At 55.6% G+C, this 22,087-nt stretch carries 22 protein-coding genes; 10 read left to right on the forward strand and 12 right to left on the reverse strand.

Annotated elements, in window-relative coordinates; translation table 11 throughout:
• Window positions 1–8: 8 nt before the first annotated feature.
• Together rsmF and ACOTWU_RS08205 are read left to right on the forward strand one after the other, a co-directional pair.
• Entirely contained in the window at window positions 9–1,472 is a 1,464-nt protein-coding gene (rsmF, locus tag ACOTWU_RS08200) for a 16S rRNA (cytosine(1407)-C(5))-methyltransferase RsmF (protein WP_126498641.1), read from the forward strand.
• Between the two features lie 106 nt (window positions 1,473–1,578).
• Complete coding sequence (locus ACOTWU_RS08205; protein WP_003859885.1) at window positions 1,579–1,818, forward strand: YebV family protein; 240 nt, start codon at window positions 1,579–1,581, stop codon at window positions 1,816–1,818.
• 34 nt (window positions 1,819–1,852) lie between these two features.
• On the opposite strand, the gene pphA is transcribed toward ACOTWU_RS08205, so the two are convergent.
• Window positions 1,853–2,497: a protein-serine/threonine phosphatase gene (pphA, locus tag ACOTWU_RS08210; protein WP_017384338.1), complete on the reverse strand. Its 645-nt coding sequence runs from the start codon at window positions 2,495–2,497 to the stop codon at window positions 1,853–1,855.
• A gap of 167 nt (window positions 2,498–2,664) precedes the next feature.
• Between pphA and ACOTWU_RS08215 the strand changes: the two genes are divergently transcribed.
• Together ACOTWU_RS08215 and ACOTWU_RS08220 are read left to right on the forward strand one after the other, a co-directional pair.
• Window positions 2,665–3,645 carry a VirK/YbjX family protein gene (locus ACOTWU_RS08215; protein ID WP_045341271.1) on the forward strand — a complete coding sequence of 327 codons (981 nt, stop codon included), beginning with the start codon at window positions 2,665–2,667 and terminating at the stop codon, window positions 3,643–3,645.
• Between the two features lie 45 nt (window positions 3,646–3,690).
• Window positions 3,691–3,888: a hypothetical protein gene (locus ACOTWU_RS08220; protein ID WP_032669636.1), complete on the forward strand. Its 198-nt coding sequence runs from the start codon at window positions 3,691–3,693 to the stop codon at window positions 3,886–3,888.
• 106 nt (window positions 3,889–3,994) lie between these two features.
• Here the strand turns inward: ACOTWU_RS08220 and ACOTWU_RS08225 are convergent, their stop codons facing one another.
• The 3 genes from ACOTWU_RS08225 to yobA are packed head-to-tail and all read right to left on the reverse strand — an operon-like array spanning window position 3,995 to window position 5,610.
• On the reverse strand, window positions 3,995–4,351 hold the full coding sequence (locus ACOTWU_RS08225) for a YebY family protein (RefSeq protein ID WP_126498642.1): 357 nt from the start codon (window positions 4,349–4,351) through the stop codon (window positions 3,995–3,997).
• Window positions 4,352–4,367: 16 nt separating this feature from the next.
• A complete protein-coding gene (gene copD / locus ACOTWU_RS08230; protein WP_047727165.1) occupies window positions 4,368–5,237 on the reverse strand; it encodes a copper homeostasis membrane protein CopD in 870 nt (289 codons plus the stop codon).
• Between the two features lies 1 nt (window position 5,238).
• Window positions 5,239–5,610, reverse strand: coding sequence for a CopC domain-containing protein YobA (yobA, locus tag ACOTWU_RS08235; RefSeq protein WP_017384342.1), 372 nt, complete (start codon window positions 5,608–5,610; stop codon window positions 5,239–5,241).
• Window positions 5,611–5,747: 137 nt separating this feature from the next.
• Between yobA and ACOTWU_RS08240 the strand changes: the two genes are divergently transcribed.
• From ACOTWU_RS08240 to exoX, 3 genes are all read left to right on the forward strand, one after another.
• Window positions 5,748–5,978, forward strand: a complete 231-nt coding sequence (locus tag ACOTWU_RS08240; protein ID WP_003859784.1) for a DNA polymerase III subunit theta — start codon at window positions 5,748–5,750, stop codon at window positions 5,976–5,978.
• Between the two features lie 111 nt (window positions 5,979–6,089).
• Window positions 6,090–6,740, forward strand: a complete 651-nt coding sequence (locus ACOTWU_RS08245) for a carbon-nitrogen hydrolase family protein (RefSeq protein ID WP_015570289.1) — start codon at window positions 6,090–6,092, stop codon at window positions 6,738–6,740.
• 24 nt (window positions 6,741–6,764) lie between these two features.
• The gene (exoX, locus tag ACOTWU_RS08250; RefSeq protein ID WP_015570288.1) at window positions 6,765–7,427 is read left to right on the forward strand and encodes an exodeoxyribonuclease X; all 663 of its coding nucleotides are present in this window, start codon (window positions 6,765–6,767) and stop codon (window positions 7,425–7,427) included.
• Here the strand turns inward: exoX and ptrB are convergent.
• Complete coding sequence (ptrB, locus tag ACOTWU_RS08255; RefSeq protein ID WP_126498643.1) at window positions 7,409–9,484, reverse strand: oligopeptidase B; 2,076 nt, start codon at window positions 9,482–9,484, stop codon at window positions 7,409–7,411. The genes exoX and ptrB overlap by 19 nt on opposite strands.
• A gap of 75 nt (window positions 9,485–9,559) precedes the next feature.
• Complete coding sequence (locus ACOTWU_RS08260) at window positions 9,560–10,210, reverse strand: tellurite resistance TerB family protein (RefSeq protein WP_015570286.1); 651 nt, start codon at window positions 10,208–10,210, stop codon at window positions 9,560–9,562.
• 171 nt (window positions 10,211–10,381) lie between these two features.
• Here ACOTWU_RS08260 and purT point away from each other — a divergent pair, with 171 nt between their 5' ends.
• Complete coding sequence (gene purT / locus ACOTWU_RS08265) at window positions 10,382–11,560, forward strand: formate-dependent phosphoribosylglycinamide formyltransferase (protein ID WP_126498644.1); 1,179 nt, start codon at window positions 10,382–10,384, stop codon at window positions 11,558–11,560.
• A gap of 74 nt (window positions 11,561–11,634) precedes the next feature.
• Here purT and kdgA read toward each other — a convergent pair whose 3' ends face one another.
• The 3 genes from kdgA to zwf form a co-directional block, all read right to left on the reverse strand.
• A complete protein-coding gene (gene kdgA, locus ACOTWU_RS08270) occupies window positions 11,635–12,276 on the reverse strand; it encodes a bifunctional 4-hydroxy-2-oxoglutarate aldolase/2-dehydro-3-deoxy-phosphogluconate aldolase (protein ID WP_126498645.1) in 642 nt (213 codons plus the stop codon).
• 39 nt (window positions 12,277–12,315) lie between these two features.
• Window positions 12,316–14,127, reverse strand: coding sequence for a phosphogluconate dehydratase (gene edd / locus ACOTWU_RS08275; protein ID WP_017384346.1), 1,812 nt, complete (start codon window positions 14,125–14,127; stop codon window positions 12,316–12,318).
• Between the two features lie 233 nt (window positions 14,128–14,360).
• Window positions 14,361–15,836, reverse strand: a complete 1,476-nt coding sequence (gene zwf / locus ACOTWU_RS08280) for a glucose-6-phosphate dehydrogenase (protein ID WP_003859771.1) — start codon at window positions 15,834–15,836, stop codon at window positions 14,361–14,363.
• A 356-nt stretch (window positions 15,837–16,192) separates the two neighbouring features.
• On the opposite strand from zwf, the gene ACOTWU_RS08285 reads away from it, so the two are divergent.
• Window positions 16,193–17,062: a MurR/RpiR family transcriptional regulator gene (locus tag ACOTWU_RS08285; protein ID WP_003859769.1), complete on the forward strand. Its 870-nt coding sequence runs from the start codon at window positions 16,193–16,195 to the stop codon at window positions 17,060–17,062.
• A 114-nt stretch (window positions 17,063–17,176) separates the two neighbouring features.
• The gene (gene pyk / locus ACOTWU_RS08290) at window positions 17,177–18,619 is read left to right on the forward strand and encodes a pyruvate kinase (protein ID WP_003859767.1); all 1,443 of its coding nucleotides are present in this window, start codon (window positions 17,177–17,179) and stop codon (window positions 18,617–18,619) included.
• A 43-nt stretch (window positions 18,620–18,662) separates the two neighbouring features.
• On the opposite strand, the gene lpxM is transcribed toward pyk, so the two are convergent.
• The 3 genes from lpxM to znuA form a co-directional block, all read right to left on the reverse strand.
• A complete protein-coding gene (lpxM, locus tag ACOTWU_RS08295) occupies window positions 18,663–19,634 on the reverse strand; it encodes a lauroyl-Kdo(2)-lipid IV(A) myristoyltransferase (RefSeq protein ID WP_126498646.1) in 972 nt (323 codons plus the stop codon).
• Window positions 19,635–19,751: 117 nt separating this feature from the next.
• Window positions 19,752–21,071 carry a murein DD-endopeptidase MepM gene (gene mepM / locus ACOTWU_RS08300; protein WP_003859762.1) on the reverse strand — a complete coding sequence of 440 codons (1,320 nt, stop codon included), beginning with the start codon at window positions 21,069–21,071 and terminating at the stop codon, window positions 19,752–19,754.
• 15 nt (window positions 21,072–21,086) lie between these two features.
• A complete protein-coding gene (gene znuA, locus ACOTWU_RS08305) occupies window positions 21,087–22,031 on the reverse strand; it encodes a zinc ABC transporter substrate-binding protein ZnuA (protein WP_047733884.1) in 945 nt (314 codons plus the stop codon).
• Window positions 22,032–22,087 lie beyond the last annotated feature (56 nt).

The following is a 22,087-nucleotide window of genomic DNA, read 5'->3' on the forward strand; positions in this document are numbered from 1 at the left end:
GCACCTGAATGTTTCCCTGTGGTGTGCCCGTGGCTCAAAACTCCGTATTTCTTCCCGAACAATTCCTCGCACAGATGCGCGAGGCGCTTCCAGCTCATCTCTCTTTCGACGATTTCGTTGCCGCCTGCCAGCGCCCTTTGCGCCGGAGTATTCGCGTCAATACGCTGAAAATCAGCGTCGGGGCGTTTCTGGATCTCGTCTCCCCCTACGGCTGGCAATTAACGCCAGTGCCGTGGTGTGAAGAGGGTTTCTGGATCGAACGGGATGACGAGGAGAGCCTGCCGCTCGGCAGCACCGCCGAGCACCTGAGCGGGCTGTTTTATATTCAGGAAGCCAGCTCCATGCTGCCGGTTGCTGCGCTGTTTGCCGACGGGAACCAGCCTGAGCGGGTTATGGATGTCGCGGCGGCGCCGGGCTCTAAAACCACGCAGATTGCCGCCCGGATGAACAACCGCGGCGCGATCCTCGCCAACGAATTTTCCGCCAGCCGGGTTAAAGTCCTGCATGCCAATATCAGCCGCTGCGGGATCCACAACGTCGCGTTAACGCACTTCGATGGTCGCGTGTTTGGCGCTGCCCTGCCGGAAGGCTTTGATGCCATCCTGCTCGACGCGCCCTGCTCCGGCGAAGGCGTGGTGCGTAAAGATCCTGATGCGTTAAAAAACTGGTCCGTTGAAAGCAACCTGGAGATCGCCGCCACACAGCGCGAACTGATCGACAGCGCGTTTCATGCCCTGCGCCCAGGCGGGACGCTGGTTTACTCTACCTGCACGCTGAATCGCGATGAAAACGAGGACGTCTGCCTGTGGCTCAAGCAACGCTATGCGGATGCCGTCGAGTTTCTGCCGCTGGACACCCTCTTCGACTCGGCCAGTCATGCGGCCACCCCTGAAGGCTTCCTGCATGTCTTCCCGCAGATTTACGATTGCGAAGGCTTCTTTGTTGCCCGTCTGCGTAAAACCCGCGCCGTCGATCCCTTGCCTGCCCCTAAGTTTAAGGTCGGCAACTTCCCGTTCACGCCGGTCAAAGGCCGTGAGGCGGCACAGGCGCAAGCGGCTGCGAGCAAAGTCGGCCTGCACTGGGATGAGAGCCTGCGCCTCTGGATGCGTGACAAAGAGCTGTGGCTGTTCCCGGTCAACATCGAACCGCTGATTGGTAAGGTGCGTTTCTCCCGCCTCGGTATTCGCCTGGCGGAGATCCACAACAAAGGCTATCGCTGGCAGCACGAAGCGGTCATTGCGCTGGCCGGCAGTGAGAACACCTTTGCCCTGACGCATCAGGAAGCGGAAGAGTGGTATCGCGGTCGTGACGTTTACCCGGAAGACGGCCCGTCACAGGATGAAGTCATCGTGACGTATCAGGGCTATCCGCTGGGGCTGGCGAAAAAAGTCGGCTCGCGGCTGAAAAACAGCTATCCGCGCGAACTGGTACGCGATGGCCGCCTGTTTACTGGTAACAACCGCAGCGCCTGAAAAAAAGCGCATTTTTTTACTGGCGATTTCGCTCTCCTTGTCTAGGATCAAAAATGGGTGACTGTACTGGTCATACCAGATTTTGGGCAACAAGCCGGAGAGCATTATGACGAAAACCAGCGTACGCATTGGCGCTTTTGAAATCGACGACGCTGAATTGCGCGGCGAATCACAAGGCGAACGAACGTTAAGTATTCCCTGCAAATCCGATCCGGATTTGTGCATGCAGCTGGACGCCTGGGATGCAGATACCAGCGTCCCGGCGATCCTTGATGGGGAACATTCCGTTCTGTACCGTGAGCATTACGACAGTAAAACCGATGCCTGGGTCTTGCGTCTTGCCTGACCCAAAGAGAACCCGCCCGAAGGCGGGTTATTTATTACTGAAGCTGCGCCAGCGTCAGAAAGCCCCCGAATACTGCCCCCGTATCAATGTAGTGCAGATTGTTAAAATCGTAGCGTTTGTCCACAGGCGTATGTCCAAACCAGAAGTGATCCGCGCCGCTAATGCCCTGCCCTTTGCCCACCATAAAGCCCATTAACCGGTCGCGATCCCACAGCACGCGCTGGGCATCCACCGGCTTATGCCAGCCATATTCGGCGGAGGGATAATCCGCATGAGCAATCACGTTCAGACCGTTTTTGCAGGTTATTTCAATAATGTGCGGTAAGTCCCGACACGCATCGAGTAAACCCTTCGCCTGTTTTTGTTGAGCGTCCTTAAGCCCGGTAAACCAGTTACCGCCATTTATCGACCAGAGACTAAAATCATTATTTTCAAGCGCATCTAACGCCATTTGCTCGTGATTACCGCGTACCGCATAAAACCAGTTTTCCTGCATCAGCTGTAAACATTTTACGCTGTCAGGCCCGCGATCGATAATATCCCCCACCGAGATCAGCAGATCCGTATCAGGATTAAAATGCCGTCGTTTCAGCTCATCTATAAGCCACTGATAGCAACCATGAATATCGCTGACAACCCAGACATGACGCCAGTGTTCTCCCTCTATTTTCTGATACATAACGCCTCCTGTAAGAAGTATAGCTGCCACAGAAAATGTCATGAGCTGGCGTTGGATTTTGCGAATCCAAACAAACCATAAACCAGCCGGAAATAAAGATCGCTGCGCTATTAATCCCTTATTCCCTGGCCTTTAAAATAGAGCGGAATAAAAAGAGGGATTTTCACGTGTCAAACATACACCTGCAAAACGATGTTTTTTATCCGCATCGCACAAATATTATTTCTGAACTGGTGAGAGGAAAACGCGTTCCCGGCCCAATCTGGCACAAACGTGATTACCGGTTAAAGTTCCTACTGCGCTCGCTTTTATTCTGGTCCTCCACCCATCGCATGCTGGAGGCCCTGTCCGGGCGCGATGATTTCGACAGGCTGCTCACCTCTCAAATTACCTTGCCGAGCAAAACTCACCGCCAGTATCTGATGCGCGGCCTGAACTCAAACGATCGGGCCGATGCTATCGTCAGCCACTATCAGTGGATTGATAGTCTGAAAAACATCGCCCTCGCCCACGCGCTGACCAGCCCGCAAGAGGTGCCGGTTGTCCGGTTCGAGGCAAAAAACGGCGAAATCTATACCGTCCACGCCTCGTCCGCAGGTAAGGCCGAACGCGAAGGCGAAAGCACGCTTTGGCTGCACGACAATGACAATACGCTGCTTGCCAGCCTGACGTTCTGTGTCGCACGCAGTAACGGCCGTACGGTGCTGGTGATCGGCGGCCTTCAGGGTCCACGTCGTCATGTTTCACGGGAGGTGATTAAGCAGGCTACCCGTGCCTGCCATGGGCTTTTCCCGAAACGCGTGCTGATGGAGGTGATCTTCCAGCTTGCCTCACGCTCGAACATTAGCGCGATTTTTGCCGTCAGCGATGAAGGCCATGTTTTCCGCGCGCTGCGCTACCGTCTGAGCAAAGGCCGTCATTTTCACGCCAGCTACGACGAGTTCTGGGAAGGCCTGAACGGAAAGAAACTCTCCCCCTTCTGCTGGCAGTTGCCGCTCCAGATGGAGCGTAAAGCGCTGGAGGAGATTGCCAGCAAAAAACGCGCCGAATACCGTCGCCGCTTTGCGTTACTTGATGATATTGCGGCTTGCGTACAAGCGCGTATCGATCCCGCAGTGGTCACAGGCAAAAAACAAACAAAAATTTAACAAAACAGCCAAAAAGGACTGGACTTACGCCTGCCGGGTTGTGGTATGTTTGAAGCAGGCGCACAGGAAGTGAACCTTCTGCTGAGACGAAAACCGGATTTTATCGTTTATTTTCAAGAAGATAAAAAGAGACCGAATACGATTCCTGTATTCGGTCCAGGGAAATGGCTCTTGGGAGAGAGCCGTGCGCTAAAAGTTGGCATTAATGCAGGCTCAATCGCCTTGCCCTTTAAGAATAGATGACGACGTCAGGTTTTCCAGTCCACAGCAAAAGTGGTCTGAAAAAAAGCGTCAGAACATCACTAAATGTGAAAAACCGCAGAGCTTTTACAAGCACCTGCGGTTTTTTTTACTGGAAACCTGACGGCTGGCAGAGCTTTTCAGCGCGCTCAATAAACGGTGCCAGACTCTTCTTCTGCCCGGGGTTTGCCGGGTCATCTACCTGGATCACGCTGACAGGCTGTCCGTTACTTTTCCCGCTGGCAACCTGCTGCTCCGCCACGTCATTTAACGGATACTGCACGAGCGTACTGGGATTGATGACATACAGCGCGTTACCGGGACGGCAGGTAAGCATGACTTCTTCACGATTAAATGCCCAGTTGTCCTTACCCACTTCAAACCGGCTGACAGTGATGACCTGCGGCGCGGCTAACGCACTGCTGGCACAGGTGAGAAGTAAAAGAGAAAGCAGTGTCTTTTTCATATGTTATTTAACCTTGTCAGAAGGGTTCCCAGGTCGCGAACAGGCTGACGGCCGCCAGTACCAGCGCGCCCAGCACCACCTCTGCCTGTGTCATCCTGATAAAAATCTGTTGTTCCCGCCCGGCCTCCGGGCGAAAGCGTGGCACAAGAAAATACCGATTCGCCAGCGCAATTGCCACCATCATCATGACCAGCGCACATTTGAACAACAACAGCTGGACATAAGGCGCCTGCCACGGCACGTTTATGCCAACAATAAAGAGCGTATTGATTATCCCGGTCAGCAGCACGCCTGCCACGGCGTAATGCCCCACGCGGGAGAAGCGCATCATGGTAAAGATAGCGGCTGGCTGCCAGCGGCCTTTCGCCAGACGCATACAAAACAGCAGCGGCAGTAAACCACCCACCCAGGTCGCGGCGCAGAGCAGGTGAAGCGCATGGTTGAGACGATGCAACGCTCCCGGTGCGCCACCGTTCATCGCGGCATGTCCCACGCCCGCCAGCAGCACCAGCTGCCCCATCGCGAGCAGTAACAGCCGAGAGCCTTTTTGCGGGATAAGCCATGCAGCGCCCGCCGTCACAGCGGCCAGTACCATTTGCCACAACCAGACGCCGCCAAATTGCGTTCCCAGCACGCTGCGCCAGACCGCCGGACGAATGACATCGCCCCAGCCGTTGCCCATCAACCCACTTTGCAGGCCAAACATCAGCAGAGCCGCTATCAGGCTGATTAAGGCCGCGAGTTTCTGCTGCCGCTGGAAACGCCGGGCCATGAGGCGCTGCAACGAAGACGGCGCAAACCAGACGCTGTAAAGCGCGTTGCCGAAAAGCAGCATCAGCGCAGCAAAATGGATAAAGCGTAACGCGACGTAGCTCAGGGTCAGCATGCTATTTCACGCTAAAGTGATAGCTGCCTTTGGTTTTGTGGCCATCCACGGAGACCACATGCCAGTCCACCGTGTAGGTGCCGGACGTCAACGGTTTCTCAAGAGGAACAATCAGCTTTGCGTTATCCTTCTCGTCACGCTTCACCGCGCCGGTCTGGATCTTGTGCTGCTGCGCGTCCGTCACCACCACGCCGCTGAAGGCAGGCTCAATGCCTTCCGAGAAGTTCAGGGTAATGACCTCTGGTGCCACCGCAACGGTATTTTCCTGCGGGGATTGCTGCTTAAGATGCGCATGGGCCAGAACTGAGGGCGTGATGGCTGAAGAGAGCAGAAATGCCAGCGCGCACGCGACACGGGAAGGGGTAAAATGCATCACAATCATTCCTTTTCGTTATGCCTGAATGCTAAAGAATAACTCTGTATAATTAACGAGTCGAGGAACATCCTTTGCTCCCTTGTCATCGTTGAACAATCGCGGTAACGTTGCCGCCGCAGAAAAAGGAGAAGGAAATGAACGTTAACCTGGCCGCCCTTCCTCAGGACGAGATGGACAAAGTGAATGTCGATCTCGCCGCCGCGGGGGTCGCATTCAAAGAGCGTTACAACATGCCCGTCGTGGCTGAAGTGGTAGAGCGTGAACAACCCGCGCATCTGCGCGACTGGTTTCGCGAACGTCTCATTGCGCATCGCCTCGCCTCCGTCAATCTCTCGCGCCTGCCGTACGAACCTAAAGTTAAATAAGCTTAACGTCTCGTTACACTTCCTTACGCGTTATGTGGCAGGATAAGAAAACCCTGATAAATTTAGGTGTAATCTTAAAATCCCAGCGACTTAGTGTATAAGGAAGTCACGATGTCACGATGGAATATTGCCGCGGCTCAGTATGCCCCGCGGCACAACTGTGTTGATGAGCACGTAAAACATCACCTGCACTTTATTGCCGAGGCTGCATGGCATGGGTGCGATTTGATCGTCTTTCCGGAGCTTTCGCTTACCGGCCCAGGCGGAACATCCTTACCCCCACCCCCTGACGATTTGCAGCTTGCCCCCCTCCTTCACGCCGCCCAGTCACGTTTCATCACGGTGATTGCTGGTATTACGCTCCAGCAACACGGCCAGCCCCAGAAAGGACTCGCGCTTTTCACCCCTAACCTGTCGACCATTCGGCGTTATCCGCAGGGCAACGGTGCGGGTGTTATTCCTGGCGATAAACGGTTAACCATCGTGGATAACCAGGCTGACGCCCCGGAACTGGACCCGGAGGCAACGCTGTTCACCAGCAGCCTGGCCGTGGGCGAGCATCGCTGGCGGCAATCCATCGGTTCGTTACAACGCTTCGCGCACAAGTACGCCATCGCGGTATTAATGGCGAACGCGCGCGGCGGTAGCGCGTTATGGGATGAAAAAGGTCAGCTGATCGTACGTGCCGATAAGGGAGAACTGCTGCTAACCGGTTCTTTAGGCCAACAGGGTTGGCAAGGCGATATCATTCCATTAGGCTAGGCATTTTTGGATCAGGAGCGATCAATGCTGCGCGTTATCGATACCGAAACCTGTGATTTGCAGGGTGGAATTGTGGAAGTCGCTTCTGTCGACGTGATTGACGGAAAGATAGTCAACCCCATGAGCCATCTGGTGCGCCCGGATCGTCCCATCAGTGCGCAGGCGATGGCGATACATCGTATTACGGAATCGATGGTGGCGGATAAGCCGTGGATTGAAGAGATCATCCCTCTTTACCACGGTAGCCAGTGGTATGTGGCCCATAACGCCAGCTTTGACCGCCGCGTGCTGCCGGAGATGCCCGGCGAATGGATTTGCACTATGAAGCTGGCGCGCCGTCTGTGGCCGGGGATCAAATACAGCAATATGGCGCTGTATAAGTCGCGCAAACTCAGCGTACGGACGCCGGAAGGGCTGCATCATCACCGCGCTCTTTACGACTGCTACATCACCGCAGCGCTCCTGATTGATATCATGAATACTTCCGGCTGGACGCCAGACGATATGGCGACCATTACCGGGCGCCCCGCGCTACTGACCACCTTTACGTTCGGAAAATATCGCGGGAAGCCAGTATCGGAAGTGGCGGACAAAGATCCGGGCTATCTGCGCTGGCTGTACAACAACCTCGACAGAATGAGCCCGGAACTGCGCCTGACGCTGAAGCATTATTTAGGCGAAGCCTGAGTCCCCGCCCGGCCTGGCAGCGTATCCTGCGCCAGGCCAATCAAAAAGGCGTACTCCAGCGCCACCCCTTCATAGGATTTAAATCGCCCTGATTTCCCTCCGTGCCCCGAGTCCATATCGGTACACAGCAGCAGCAAATTATCGTCAGTTTTCAGCTCACGCAACTTCGCCACCCATTTCGCGGGCTCCCAGAACTGTACCTGAGAATCGTGCAGGCCGGTGGTCACCAGCATATGCGGATAGGCTTTCGCCTCGACGTTATCGTACGGGCTGTACTCTTTCATGTAGCGATAATAGGTTTCATCCTGCGGGTTCCCCCACTCCTCAAACTCCCCGGTGGTCAGTGGAATGGACTCATCCAGCATGGTCGTCACCACGTCCACAAACGGCACCTGGGCGATAACGCCTTTAAACAGTTCAGGCCGCTGGTTGATCACGGCGCCCATAAGCATGCCCCCGGCGCTGCCCCCCATGCCAAAGCAGAGCTGCGGATCGCCATAACCCTGCGCGATCAGCGCATCGCAAACATCAAGGTAGTCATTAAAGGTATTTTTCTTTTTGAGAAATTTTCCGTCTTCATACCAGTGCTGACCCAGCTCGCCGCCGCCGCGAATATGGGCAATCGCATAAACAAAACCGCGGTCGAGCAGGCTCAGCCTGCTGCTGCTGAAATCGGCGTCCATGCTGGATCCATAGGAGCCATAGCCATAGACGAGGATGGGGTTTTTACCTTTGTTGAAGTGCGCCTTGTGATAGACGAGCGACACTGGGACTTCAACGCCGTCGCGTGCGGTCACCCACAGGTGCTCACTGCGATAATTTTCCGACTCAAAACCCCGGACCTCAGCCTGTTTAATCACCTGACGCTGCCCGGTGTCCATATCCAGTTCAAACAACGTATCCGGGGTGGTCATCGACGAATAGCCGTACCGCAGGCGGGACGATTCCGGTTCCGGGTTAAAGCCGATCCACGTTACGTAAGCCGGGTCATCGAACGCAATGCCCACCACTTCGCGGGTTTTGCGGTTGATTTGGCGGATACTGGTCAGTCCGCGCTGACGCTCTTCCACCACCAGCCAGTCGGTAAACAGGGTGAACCCCTCCAGCATCACCTGATCGCGCGCGGGAATTAACACTTCCCATTTGCGTTCATCGCGCACTTTGGTTTTATAAAGGCCAAAGTTTTTGCCCTCGCGGTTCGAACGCAGGTAAAAGCTGTGCTGGAAGTGATCCAGGCTGTACTCATGATCTTTACGGCGCGGCAGGAAGCACAGAGGCTGCGCATCCGGCAGCTCTGCATCCAGCAGCAGCACTTCTGAGGTGGTGGCGCTGGAGAGGAAAATGATCACGTAGTGGCGAGACGACGTTTTGTGCAGGCTGACATAGAACGTCTCGTCTTTTTCCTCATACACCAGTTCATCGTCGGCGGAATCGGTCCCCACCGTATGACGCCAGACCTGATAAGGCAGCAGCGTTGAGACATGCTTTTTAACGTAGTAGACCGTTTCTGAATCGTTACCCCAGACGAAATCGGGGGAGACATTATCCAGCATTTCGGGATACCAGTTTCCCGTTTCAAGATTGCGGAAACGCAAACCGTACTGGCGGCGGGAGAGGTAATCCTCAGCCAGCGCCATAATGGCGTTATCGGGGGAAATGGACATGCCGCCCAGCGTATAAAACTCACTGTGGGCAGCACGTTTGTTTGCATCCAGCAAGATCTCCCATTCATCCCACTCGGCGCTCAGCACAGACTGGCGCTGGTAGATGGGATATTCGTTTCCCGGCTCATAAATATGGCGATAGCGATAACCGTTTTTGCACCACGGGGCAGAGACATCACGCTGGGGGATACGCTGCACCATTTCCTTCAGAAGTTGATCCTGAAGCGCCTGCTGGCTGGCCATGACCTGGCGGCCATAGTCGTTTTCCTCGTGCAGATAGTCCAGCACCTCTGGCCGGGAACGAGAATCGTCCCGCAGCCAGTAGTAGTTATCGATACGCGTATCGCCATGCGTGGTGATCGCATAAGGAGTACGTCGGGCTTTTGGAGGCATGGCATTCTTACTTTTTCGTTTTACATCCTATAAGGTTGGCAAAACACGCGTATGATGCAAGCGAAACATGGCCTTCTAGCCCACGAGGGTCTGCTTCTGCTGCTGAATATCCTGCTCAATTCCCTCACGAACGTCCTGTGGGATCTTCAGCGCATCGCCCAGGGCGTTCAGGTAGCTGCGCTCCATAAAGTGATCGATATCGATGGCGGCACAGCTCAGAAAATAGAGTTCCAGCGCCTCTTCTTCGTTTTTCACGCTTTGCGCCAGACGCTGCGGATCAAGCGGCTGTTCGATGGCCTGCGCCACCAGCGCCCTGCCCTGCTCCTCAACGCCCGCTTCCCGCATCTGCTGTTCAATTGCGGCACGTTCACTGGCATCAATATGCCCGTCGCTCTTGGCCGCAAAGACCAGGGCGAGGATCAACCGCTCGGTGCGTAAATCTAACGGCGATACCTGCTTCCCGTACTGCGGTTCATCCTGATGCGCGCTGCGCACCTTGTCTTTGTATTTGTTCCATAAGACGGAGCCTGCAATAGCCCCTCCGCCCGCCAGCAGCGCGCCGGTACCGTATTTGGTAAGCAGTTTCCGCGATGATTTATTGGCAACCAGCAAACCGGCCAGCCCGCCGAGCGCACCCGGCACCAGCAGCTTGCTCAGACCCTGCTCGCCGGACGACGAGCCTTTTTGTCCCAACAGGGATTGCAGTTGATTCATCCAGCCTGACATATTTTTCCTCACGTAACAGTGCGTAACCTTCACAGCCTAAGCGAGCGGGTGTCAGGAAATGTCTGTCAGTACTAAAGAAGCGCAAATTTCCCTGCTGTCCGGTTATCCCCATACAAGACAGACGCAAACGTTTTCGTTTATACTGCCCGCATCTTTTTCAGGGGGATTTTTATGACTCGTTTAGGAACCGCGCTGCGTCCCGCCGCGACGCGCGTCATGCTGTTGGGATCGGGTGAACTGGGTAAAGAAGTGGCCATTGAATGCCAGCGTTTAGGTGTGGAAGTGATTGCGGTGGACCGTTACGCGAATGCGCCCGCCATGCACGTCGCGCATCGCTCGCACGTCATCGATATGCTTGACGGTAATGCGCTGCGGGGGTTAATTGCCGACGAAAAACCGGATTTCGTGGTACCTGAAATTGAGGCCATTGCCACTGAGATGTTGATTGCCCTTGAACAGGAAGGCCAGCGCGTGGTGCCCTGCGCCACTGCGGCAAAACTGACCATGAACCGGGAAGGCATTCGTCGCCTGGCGGCAGAAGAATTACAGCTCCCGACCTCCAGCTACCGTTTTGCCGGGGATAAAGCTGCGTTTCTCCAGGCCGTAGAGGAGATTGGCTACCCGTGCATCATTAAGCCGGTAATGAGCTCCTCCGGCAAAGGGCAGAGCTTTATCCGCGACAGCAGCACGCTGGACAACGCCTGGGACTATGCCCAGCAGGGTGGCCGTGCCGGGGCCGGGCGCGTCATCGTGGAAGGCGTGGTGAAGTTTGATTTTGAAATTACCCTGCTCACCGTCAGCGCCGTGGATGGCGTTTATTTCTGCGACCCGATTGGTCATCGCCAGGAAGACGGCGATTATCGCGAATCCTGGCAGCCGCAGCAGATGAGCGCGCTGGCGCTGGCACGCGCAAAGGAGATCGCCCGCAAGACGGTGCTGGCGCTGGACGGCTACGGCCTGTTCGGCGTGGAATTGTTTGTTTGCGGCGACGAGGTGATCTTCAGCGAAGTCTCCCCTCGTCCGCACGATACCGGGATGGTTACGCTGATTTCACAGGATCTCTCCGAGTTCGCGCTGCACGTACGCGCTTTCCTCGGCCTGCCGGTTGGCGGCATCCGTCAGTACGGCCCGGCAGCCTCGGCGGTGATCCTGCCGCAGCTGACCAGCCAGAATGTCACCTTTGATAACGTCGAAGGTGCGGTTGGCGCAGGCTTGCAGGTCCGGCTGTTCGGCAAACCGGAGATCGACGGAAGCCGTCGTCTGGGCGTGGCATTAGCGACCGGGGAAAATGTGGACGAAGCCGTCGCGAGAGCAAAAAGAGCAGCTGCGAACGTCAGCGTAGCAGGATAAAAAAACGGGCCGAAAGGCCCGTTTTAACTGTCTGGCTGGCCGGGTTAGGCGCAGCCGACACCCGGCAAACAAACTTACTGTTTCGCGCCTTCTACCGCTTCGCGAGCCAGTTTAGTGATGCGATCCCAGTCGCCTGCTTCCAGCGCATCCGCCGGAACCAGCCAGGAGCCGCCGATGCACAGCACGCTTTTCAGCGCCAGATAGTCACGGTAGTTGGCCGGAGAGATGCCGCCCGTTGGGCAGAAACGCAACTGAGAGAATGGGCCCGCAATGGCCTGCAACGCTTTGGTGCCGCCGTTCGCTTCAGCCGGGAAGAATTTGAACTCTTTCAGGCCGTAGTCCATGCCCAGCATCAGTTCAGAAACGGTGCTGATACCCGGGATCAGCGGAATAGAACCTTCGGTTGCGGCTTTCAGCAGCGGCTCAGTCAGCCCCGGGCTGATGGCAAACTGTGCGCCCGCTTCGGTCACTTCCGCCAGCTGCTGCGCATTCAGAACCGTACCGGCACCAATGATCGCTTCCGGCACTTCTTTGGCGATAGCACGGATCGCATCCATCGCACAGGCGGTACGCAGGGTCACTTCCAGAACGCGAACGCCACCCGCAACCAGTGCCTTCGCCATTGGGACAGCGTGCTCCAGTTTGTTTACCACAATAACCGGCACGACAGGGCCAGTGGTCAGGATTGCTTCTGCACTTGTTTTCCAGTTTTTCATCAGAGTTTTCTCTCGCCAGATCGTTAAAATCAAGTCGTCTTAAAACGTAATACAGGTTGCGCCCTGCTCCGCACCGGAGAGTTTCTCACGCAACGCACCAAACATTTCGCGTCCGGTACCCACGCGTGACGCGCTCAGGTCAGGAATATGTGGCTGACGCGCCGCCAGCTCTGCTTCATCCACCAGCAGGGTTAACTCGCCTGTCTGACCGTTAACGCGGATCATGTCACCATCACGCACTTTCGCCAGCAGGCCGCCGTCGTAGGCTTCCGGGGTGACATGAATCGCTGAAGGCACTTTACCGGATGCCCCTGAAAGGCGTCCATCGGTTACCAGTGCAATTTTGAAACGGCGGTCCAATAATACACCAAGCGGCGGCATAAGTTTATGTAATTCTGGCATCCCGTTCGCTTTTGGTCCCTGATGACGCACCACGACCACACAGTCTTTATCAAGCAGACCCGCGTCAAAGGCAGGTAAAACGTCGTGCTGGCTTTCAAACACCACCGCCGGGGCTTCGATAACCTGATTCTCTTCCGGCACGGCAGAGGTTTTCATCACGGCACGTCCAAGGTTACCGCTCAGCACTTTGGTGCCGCCGTGAGGAGAGAACGGCTGTTCGAAGGTTGCGATAACCTGAGGATCGAGCGAGTCGCTCGCCCCTTCGCGCCAGTCCAGCTCACCGTTGTTCAGCCAGGGTTCAAGGGTATAGCGATGCAGGCCAAAGCCCGCCACCGTGTTGACATCCTCATGCAGCAGGCCGCCTTTCAGCAGCTCGCGCATCAGCACCGGCACGCCGCCCGCGGCCTGGAAGTGGTTGATGTCCGCCGGACCGTTCGGGTACAGACGCGCCATCAGCGGTACCACGGAGGAGATATCGGAGAAGTCATCCCAGTTGATCAGAATGCCCGCCGCGCGCGCCATCGCGACAAGGTGCATGGTATGGTTGGTTGAACCGCCGGTCGCCAGCAGGGCGACAATCCCGTTTACGATGACTTTTTCATCCACCATTTTGCCCATTGGCATCCACTCGTTGCCGTTACCGGTCAGGCGCGTCACCTGACGGGCTGCGGCTTCGGTCAGCGCTTTACGCAGTGGCGCATCCGGCTGGATGAACGACGAGCCCGGCAGCTGCATACCCATAAACTCCACCACCATCTGGTTGGTGTTGGCCGTACCGTAGAACGTACAGGTGCCCGGCGCATGATAGGACGCGGCTTCCGCTTCCAGCAGTGCCTGACGGTCCGCTTTTCCTTCGGCATACAGCTGGCGGATACGGACTTTTTCCTTGTTTGGCAGACCGCTAGCCATCGGGCCTGACGGCACAAAAATCGCTGGCAGATGGCCAAACGACAGCGCGGCCATCACCAGCCCCGGGACGATTTTGTCGCACACGCCCAGATAGAGCGCGCCATCAAACATGTTGTGAGAGAGGCCCACTGCCGCCGACATGGCGATCACTTCGCGGCTCAGCAAGGACAGCTCCATACCGTCCTGGCCCTGGGTTACGCCATCACACATGGCCGGCACGCCGCCTGCAACCTGGCCCACCGCGTTCACGCTGTGCAGCGCATTGCGGATGATAGCCGGGTAGGCCTCATACGGCTGGTGGGCTGAAAGCATGTCGTTATAGGAGGTAATGATGGCGATATTGTTACGCAACATGCTTTTCAGCGCGTCTTTATCACCAGGCTGGCAGGCCGCAAAGCCGTGGGCCAGATTCCCGCAGGCCAGCTGAGAGCGATGGACAGTTTCACTCTTCGCCTGTTCGATGCGGGCAAGGTAGGCAGCACGGGTCTCTTTCGAGCGTTCAACGATGCGTTGTGTTACGCGTAACAATGTCGGATTCATAAAAGCTCCTCTAATTTATCTGTCCAGGCTCGGGAGTTTACACAGTTTCTGACGGTTGTTAACAACGCTGAAACGCCTGTTATCCGGAGCACAGGGGCAAAATGTCTGAAGGGAGTGTAATAAAAAAAGCTCCGCGGGTGAATCCACGCGGAGCTTAAAAGATAAAAATTATGCCACTTGCTGTGTTAGATCATGTTACCGGTAAAATAACACCTTTGGGCTAGAGAAGGTGGTTATTCAAACTCGTTCCAGGAGCGGCCATCACGGGTGATCATCGCAACGGAGGCGACAGGTCCCCAGGTTCCCGCCTGATACGGTTTTGGCGCGTCCTGATCGGCTGCCCACGCTTCGGTGATAGAGTCGACCCACTTCCACGCCTCTTCCACTTCATCGCGGCGGACGAACAGCGCCTGGATACCACGCATGGTTTCCAGCAGCAGACGCTCGTAAGCATCGGCGAGATGCGTCTGGTTGAAGGTTTCAGAGTAGCTCAGGTCCAGCTTGGTAGTTTGCAGGTTGTGTTTGTGATCAAGACCCGGCACTTTGTTGAGGATCTGAATATCCACACCCTCGTCCGGTTGCAGACGGATGGTCAGTTTGTTCTGCGGCAGTTCCTGCCAGGATTCTTTGAACAGGTTCAGTTCCGGATTTTTGAAGTAGACCACCACTTCGGAGCATTTTGCCGGCAGACGTTTACCGGTACGCAGGTAGAACGGCACACCGGCCCAGCGCCAGTCGTCGATATCCACGCGGATCGCCACAAACGTCTCGGTGTTGCTGGACTTGTTCGCGCCCTCTTCTTCCAGATAGCCAGGAACTTTTTTCCCCTGGGCAAAACCTGCGGTGTACTGGCCGCGCACGGTTTTCTCACGTACGTTGGAGCGGTCAATACGGCGCAGTGATTTCAGTACTTTCACTTTGGCGTCACGAATGCTGTCGGCCGTCAGATCTGACGGTGGAGACATGGCAATCATGCACAGAATTTGCAGCAGGTGGTTCTGGATCATGTCACGCATTTGGCCGGCCTGGTCGAAGTAGCCCCAACGGCCTTCGATGCCCACCTCTTCCGCCACGGTAATTTCCACGTGGTCGATAGTGCGGTTGTCCCAGTTGTTCACGAACAGGGAGTTGGCAAAACGCAGCGCCAGCAGGTTCAGTACCGTCTCTTTACCCAGATAGTGGTCAATACGGTAAACCTGACACTCCTCAAAGAACTCGCCTACCTGGTCGTTGATTTCACGCGAGGTCGCCAGCGACGTACCCAGCGGTTTCTCCATCACCACGCGCGCCGGTTTGGCGTTCAGCTTCGCCTCGCCCAGACCTTTGCAGATGGCGCCGAAGGTGCTTGGCGGCATCGCGAAATAGTTAATAGTGACACGATTTTCCTGGTCAAGCATTTCACCCAGACGGGTAAAGGCGCCTACATCGTTGACGTCCAGGTTGCAGAAATCGAGACGCCCGCTCAGCTTATCCCAAAGGCTTTCATCGATTTTCTCTTTCATGAACGTTTCGAGCGCCTCGCGCACGACTTTGGTATAAGCCTCCTTATCCCAGTCTGCGCGCCCTACCCCAAGGATTCGGGTGTCGGGATGGATCTGGCCCGCTTTTTCGAGCTGATACAGGGAAGGCAGCAATTTTCGGCGTGCAAGATCGCCTTTCGCGCCGAAAATGACCAGGTCACATGCCTGGGCTGTTTGCGTTACCGCCATGTCATTCTCCTCAGTTAGATCGCCTGGTACTCTGCCAGGTATCGTTGTAATTTTATTACAATGCACTGTACTGCTTTTACGCGTTTCCTGAAACCATTAGCGCTTAACGTCGCGTGCGATACGGTGATTTTTCGTCGCCCGGGCCATTACGCCCGTCTGATGACGCAACAAACGTCGATTCTTTGCGCAACAGGGTCAGAGCAAAACCCGACGTCGATCAAGTAATGAAAAAAAACAACAACATTTCTTGTCGACGATTACCCTTTCGGGAGTCCCGGGGGTAATATCGGCTAAATCGAATCAAGATTTCATCTCTTTATGAAATCGTTTATGCCCTCATGAGCGTCTTGTTAACAATGAACATGCTGGAAAAAATCCAGTTTCAACTGGAACACCTTAGCAAATCCGAGCGCAAAGTGGCTGAAGTTATTCTCGCCGCGCCCGCTCAGGCGATTCATTCAAGCATCGCCGCTCTGGCACAGGAATCGGGCGTCAGCGAACCGACGGTCAATCGATTCTGTCGTAGTCTGGACACGCGCGGCTTTCCTGATTTTAAACTGCATCTGGCCCAAAGTCTGGCAAACGGCACCCCGTATGTTAATCGCAATGTAGATGAAGACGACAGCGTTGATGCTTACACCGCAAAAATATTTGAATCGGCTATGGCCACGCTCGACCACGTTCGCCAGTCTCTGGACATGAGTTCAGTGAATCGCGCGGTTGATCTTCTCACGCAGGCCAAACGGATTGCCTTCTTTGGCCTTGGCTCGTCCGCTGCCGTGGCGCATGACGCCATGAATAAGTTCTTTCGCTTTAACGTGCCGGTGATTTACTCCGATGACATTGTGCTGCAACGCATGAGCTGTATGAATTGTAGTGAAGATGATGTCGTGGTACTCATCTCCCATACGGGCCGCACCAAGAGCCAGGTGGAGCTGGCGCAGCTCGCGCGTGACAACGATGCGATGGTCATCGCCCTGACGACGGCAGGTACGCCGCTGGCCCGGGAAGCGACGCTCGCCATTACCCTGGACGTACCGGAGGACACCGACATGTACATGCCGATGGTCTCCCGCCTGGCGCAGTTGACGGTCATCGACGTGCTGGCGACCGGTTTTACCTTACGCCGGGGCGCAAAATTCCGGGATAACTTGAAGCGGGTCAAGGAAGCCCTGAAAGAATCGCGTTTTGATAAAGAATTGCTTATAAAGAGCGATGTTCCCTAATAACTACGATGTACGATTTACGGCATTCGGTCCCCTCGCTACTGCCTTGCGATAGATGAAGGCCGATTCTATGTTCACGCAACACCAAAGTTGTTTCAGTCAACGGAGTATTACATGTCCAGAAGGCTTCGCAGAACCAAGATCGTCACCACCTTAGGCCCGGCCACCGACCGCGATAATAACCTCGAAAAGATTATCGCCGCGGGTGCCAACGTGGTGCGCATGAACTTCTCTCACGGTACGCCAGAAGACCATAAATTACGTGCCGACAAAGTGCGTGAAATCGCAGCTAAACTGGGCCGCCATGTTGCTATCCTCGGTGACCTGCAAGGTCCAAAAATCCGCGTATCGACCTTTAAAGAAGGCAAAGTCTTCCTCAACATCGGCGATAAATTCCTGCTGGATGCCAACCTGAGTAAAGGCGAAGGCGATAAGGAAAAAGTGGGTATCGACTACAAAGGTCTGCCTGCTGACGTTGTGCCTGGCGACATCCTGCTGCTGGACGACGGACGCGTACAGCTGAAAGTGCTGGAAGTTCAGGGTATGAAGGTATTCACCGAAGTGACCGTCGGCGGCCCGCTCTCCAACAACAAAGGCATCAACAAACTCGGCGGTGGCCTGTCTGCCGAAGCGCTGACCGATAAAGACAAAGCGGATATCGTGACCGCAGCGCAGATCGGCGTGGATTACCTGGCCGTCTCCTTCCCGCGCTGCGGCGAAGATCTGAACTATGCTCGCCGCCTGGCGCGCGATGCAGGCTGCGATGCGAAAATCGTTGCGAAAGTGGAACGCGCTGAAGCGGTCTGCGATCAGGACGCGATGGACGACGTGATCCTGGCGTCAGACGTGGTGATGGTTGCCCGTGGTGACCTGGGCGTGGAAATTGGCGACCCTGAACTGGTCGGTATCCAGAAAGCGCTGATCCGTCGCGCGCGTCAGCTGAACCGCGCGGTGATCACCGCCACCCAGATGATGGAATCCATGATCACCAACCCAATGCCAACCCGTGCGGAAGTCATGGACGTGGCGAACGCCGTGCTGGATGGTACCGATGCGGTGATGCTGTCAGCGGAAACCGCGGCAGGTCAGTATCCGGCAGAAACCGTGGCCGCCATGGCGCGCGTGTGCCTGGGTGCAGAGAAGATCCCAAGCATTAACGTCTCTAAACACCGCCTGGACATTCAGTTCGACAACGTGGAAGAAGCGATTGCGATGTCTGCGATGTACGCAGCCAACCACCTGAAAGGGGTCACGGCGATCATTACCATGACCGAATCTGGCCGTACCGCGCTAATGACGTCCCGTATCAGCTCCGGTCTGCCGATCTTCGCCATGTCCCGTCACGAGCGTACGCTGAACCTGACGGCGCTGTATCGCGGCGTGACGCCAGTATACTTCGACAGCACCAACGACGGCGTGGCCGCCGCGCACGATGCCGTGAACCTGCTGCGCGACAAAGGTTATCTGGTATCCGGTGATATCGTTATCGTGACGCAGGGTGACGTGATGAGCACCATCGGCTCAACCAATACCACCCGCGTACTGACCGTAGAGTAAGCTCCGCACCCCTCTCCCCTAAGGGGAGAGGGGTGAAGGTTTCCTATTTCTTCGGGAAAAGCTCTTTACGCTTGTACGGCTCTGTTTCGCCAGGTTTGCGCGTTTTGAGCAGCTTCAGGATCCACGTATATTGCTCCTTATGCGGCCCCACCAGCACCTCCACCTCTTCATTCATGCGACGTGCGATGGTGTGATCGTTTGCGGTCAGCAGATCGTCCATCGGCGGACGTACCTCAATGCTCAGGCGATGCGTTTTACCGTCATAAACCGGGAACAGTGGGATCACGCGGGCGCGGCAGACTTTCATCAGGCGACCAATCGCGGGTAGTGTGGCTTTATAGGTTGCGAAGAAATCGACAAACTCGCTGTGTTCCGGGCCGTGGTCCTGATCGGGCAGATAGTAGCCCCAGTAACCCTGACGTACCGACTGAATGAAAGGCTTAATGCCATCGTTTCGGGCGTGCAAACGCCCGCCAAAGCGACGGCGCACGGTATTCCAGACGAAGTCGTAGATTTTGTTTCCCTGATTATGGAACATCGCCGCCATTTTCTGGCCCTGCGACGCCATTAACATCGCCGGAATGTCTACCCCCCAGCCGTGCGGCACCAGGAAAATCACCTTTTCATCATTGCGACGCATCTCGTCGATGATCTCCAGCCCTTTCCAGTCAACGCGTTCGACGATCTTCTCCGGCCCTTTCAGCGCCAGTTCCGCCATCATCGCCATGGCCTGTGGCGCGGTGGTATACATGTCATCAATGATTGCTTCGCGTTCGGCGTCGCTTTTATCCGGAAAACAGTACAACAGATTTATTTGCGCGCGACGGCGTGCGCTTTTACCTAAGCGCCCTGCCAGGCGCCCCACTTTGCCGAGCACCGGATCGCGGAGGGAAGCAGGTAGCAACGCCATGCCAGCAAACGCGTATACGCCAAGCCAGGCGCCCCAGTTACGCGGGTGGCGAAAAGATTTTTCAAACTCGGGAATGTACTCAATATTGTTTTTTTTGGTTTCCATGCGGGTTCCAGGGTCTGGTGACGCAAAAATATATTCGGATAGTGTAGCGAGGCTGCCGCCCGCGCACAAAAGAAAAAGCCGGCGCATACTGACGCCGGCTTTTTAAATCAGGAGAGCTTAGTCGAAGCGCAGCTGCGGCATCACCTCTTTCACCTGCGCCAGGTAATCTTTGCGATCTTTGCCGGTCAGCCCTTCGGTGCGCGGCAGTTTCGCCGTCAGCGGGTTAACCGCCTGCTGGTTGATCCACACTTCGTAGTGCAGGTGCGGCCCCGTCGACCGGCCGGTGTTACCGGACAGCGCGATGCGATCGCCACGTTTCACTTTCTGGCCCGGTTTGACCAGCAGTTTACGCAGGTGCATGTAGCGGGTGGTGTACGTACGACCATGACGAATAGCAACGTAGTAGCCAGCAGCACCGCTGCGTTTCGCCATGACCACTTCACCATCCCCTACCGCCAGCACTGGCGTGCCCTGCGGCATGGCGAAGTCAACGCCACGGTGCGGCGCTACGCGGCCAGTTACCGGGTTCAGACGACGCGGGTTGAAGTTGGAGGAGACGCGGAACTGTTTCGCCGTTGGGAAACGCAGGAAGCCTTTTGCCAGACCCGTACCGCTGCGGTCATAGAACTTACCGTCTTCCGCGCGAATAGCGTAGTAGTCTTTGCCGTCTGAACGCAGACGAACGCCCACCAGCTGGCTCTGCTCGCGCTTACCGTCCAGCATTTCGCGGGACATCAGGACAGAGAACTGATCGCCTTTTTTCAGTTTGCGGAAATCCATCTGCCACTGCATGGCTTTGATCACCGAGCTGATTTCAGCGCTGGTCAGGCCAGCATCACGTGCGCTGGAAACAAAGCTGCCGCCGACGGTTCCTTTCATGACGCTGTTAACCCAGTCGCCCTGCTGCAATTCGCTGGTCATTTTGAAACCGTTTGCCGTGCGATCGTAGGTGCGGGTTTCGCGACGGGACATCTCCCAGGTCAGACGTTGCAGATCGCCATCGGGCGTTAGGGTCCAGGAAAGCTGCTGACCAATTTTCAGGTTACGCAGCTCTTTATCGGATGCGGCGAGCTGGCTGATGTTGCCCATGTCGATACCGTACTGGTTCAGGACGCTGCTCAGCGTATCGCCAGTAGAAACAACATATTCATGAATGCCGGCTTCATTCTGGATCTTGTCATCCAGCTCATCCTGGGGAATCGCTTCATCTTCCTGAGCGGCCTGATCGATAGGCTCGCTGGCCTCAGGCAGCAGAGAGCGGATTTCGCTCTTCTCCAGTTCGATGGTTTTGATGATGGGGGCAGAACTCGGGTGGTAAACATAGGGCCGCCAGACGGCGACCGCTAACGTGAGAACTGTAAGCGACCCCAGCATAACGCGGTGGGGTCGAGGCAGATTGTTAAATGCCAGGGCGACAGAGCGGGCTATCTGTTGCACGTATTCACTTCCTCGTTAATCTCCTTTCAGGCAGCTCGCATACTGATTCGCCAGTTGGCTGAGGAACTGCGAATAGCTCGCTTTGCTCAACTGGATGTTCGTACCTAGCGGGTCAAGGGTTCCCATGCGCACGGATGTTCCCCTGGCCACGGCTTCTACGACCGCTGGCCTGAACTGTGGCTCAGCAAAAACGCATGTCGCTTTTTGCTCAACCAACTGTGTTCTGATTTCATGTAAACGCTGCGCACCAGGCTGAATTTCAGGGTTGACGGTAAAATGCCCCAGCGGGGTCAGACCGTAATGTTTCTCGTAATACCCGTAGGCATCATGAAAAACGAAGTACCCTTTTCCTTTAAGCGGTGCGAGCTCGTTACCCACCTGTTTGTCGGTTGCGGCTAATTGAGCCTCAAAATCCTTCAGGTTGGCGTCGAGTTTGATTCGACTTTGCGGCATAAGTTCCACTAATTTGTCGTGGATTGCAACCGCTGTAAGCCGCGCTATCTCTGGGGAGAGCCAGAGATGCATGTTGTATTCGCCGTGATGGTGATGGTCGTCACCTTTTTCACCGTGAGCATGGTCGTGGTCGTGTTCGTCACCCTCGTCCTCAGCTCCTTTCATGAGTAACGGTTTCACGCCGGACAGCCCGGCAATCGTCACCTGTTTCTCAGCGGCAATCTGACTGGCTGACTTCTGCATGAACGCTTCCATCTCAGGACCAATCCAGACGACTAAGTCCGCGTTCTGTAAGCGTTTTACATCAGATGGACGCAGGGAATAATCATGCTCGGAAGCACCGTCAGGCAGCAGAACCTGGGTCTCAGTGACCCCATCCGCGATGGCAGAGGCGATAAACCCAAGCGGTTTAAGCGAAGCGACAACGGCGGCGTTAACATCTTGTGCTGTTGTACCCCAAAGAGCAGCGGATAAAGCTGCGAAAAGAAGCGTATTTTTCTGTAACATAATGCGACTAATCATCGTAATGAATGCGTGGAATGTGATATTATAACATTCGATGA

Source organism: Enterobacter cloacae complex sp. GYL001, from assembly GCF_049237125.1.
Lineage (GTDB): Bacteria > Pseudomonadota > Gammaproteobacteria > Enterobacterales > Enterobacteriaceae > Enterobacter > Enterobacter hormaechei_C.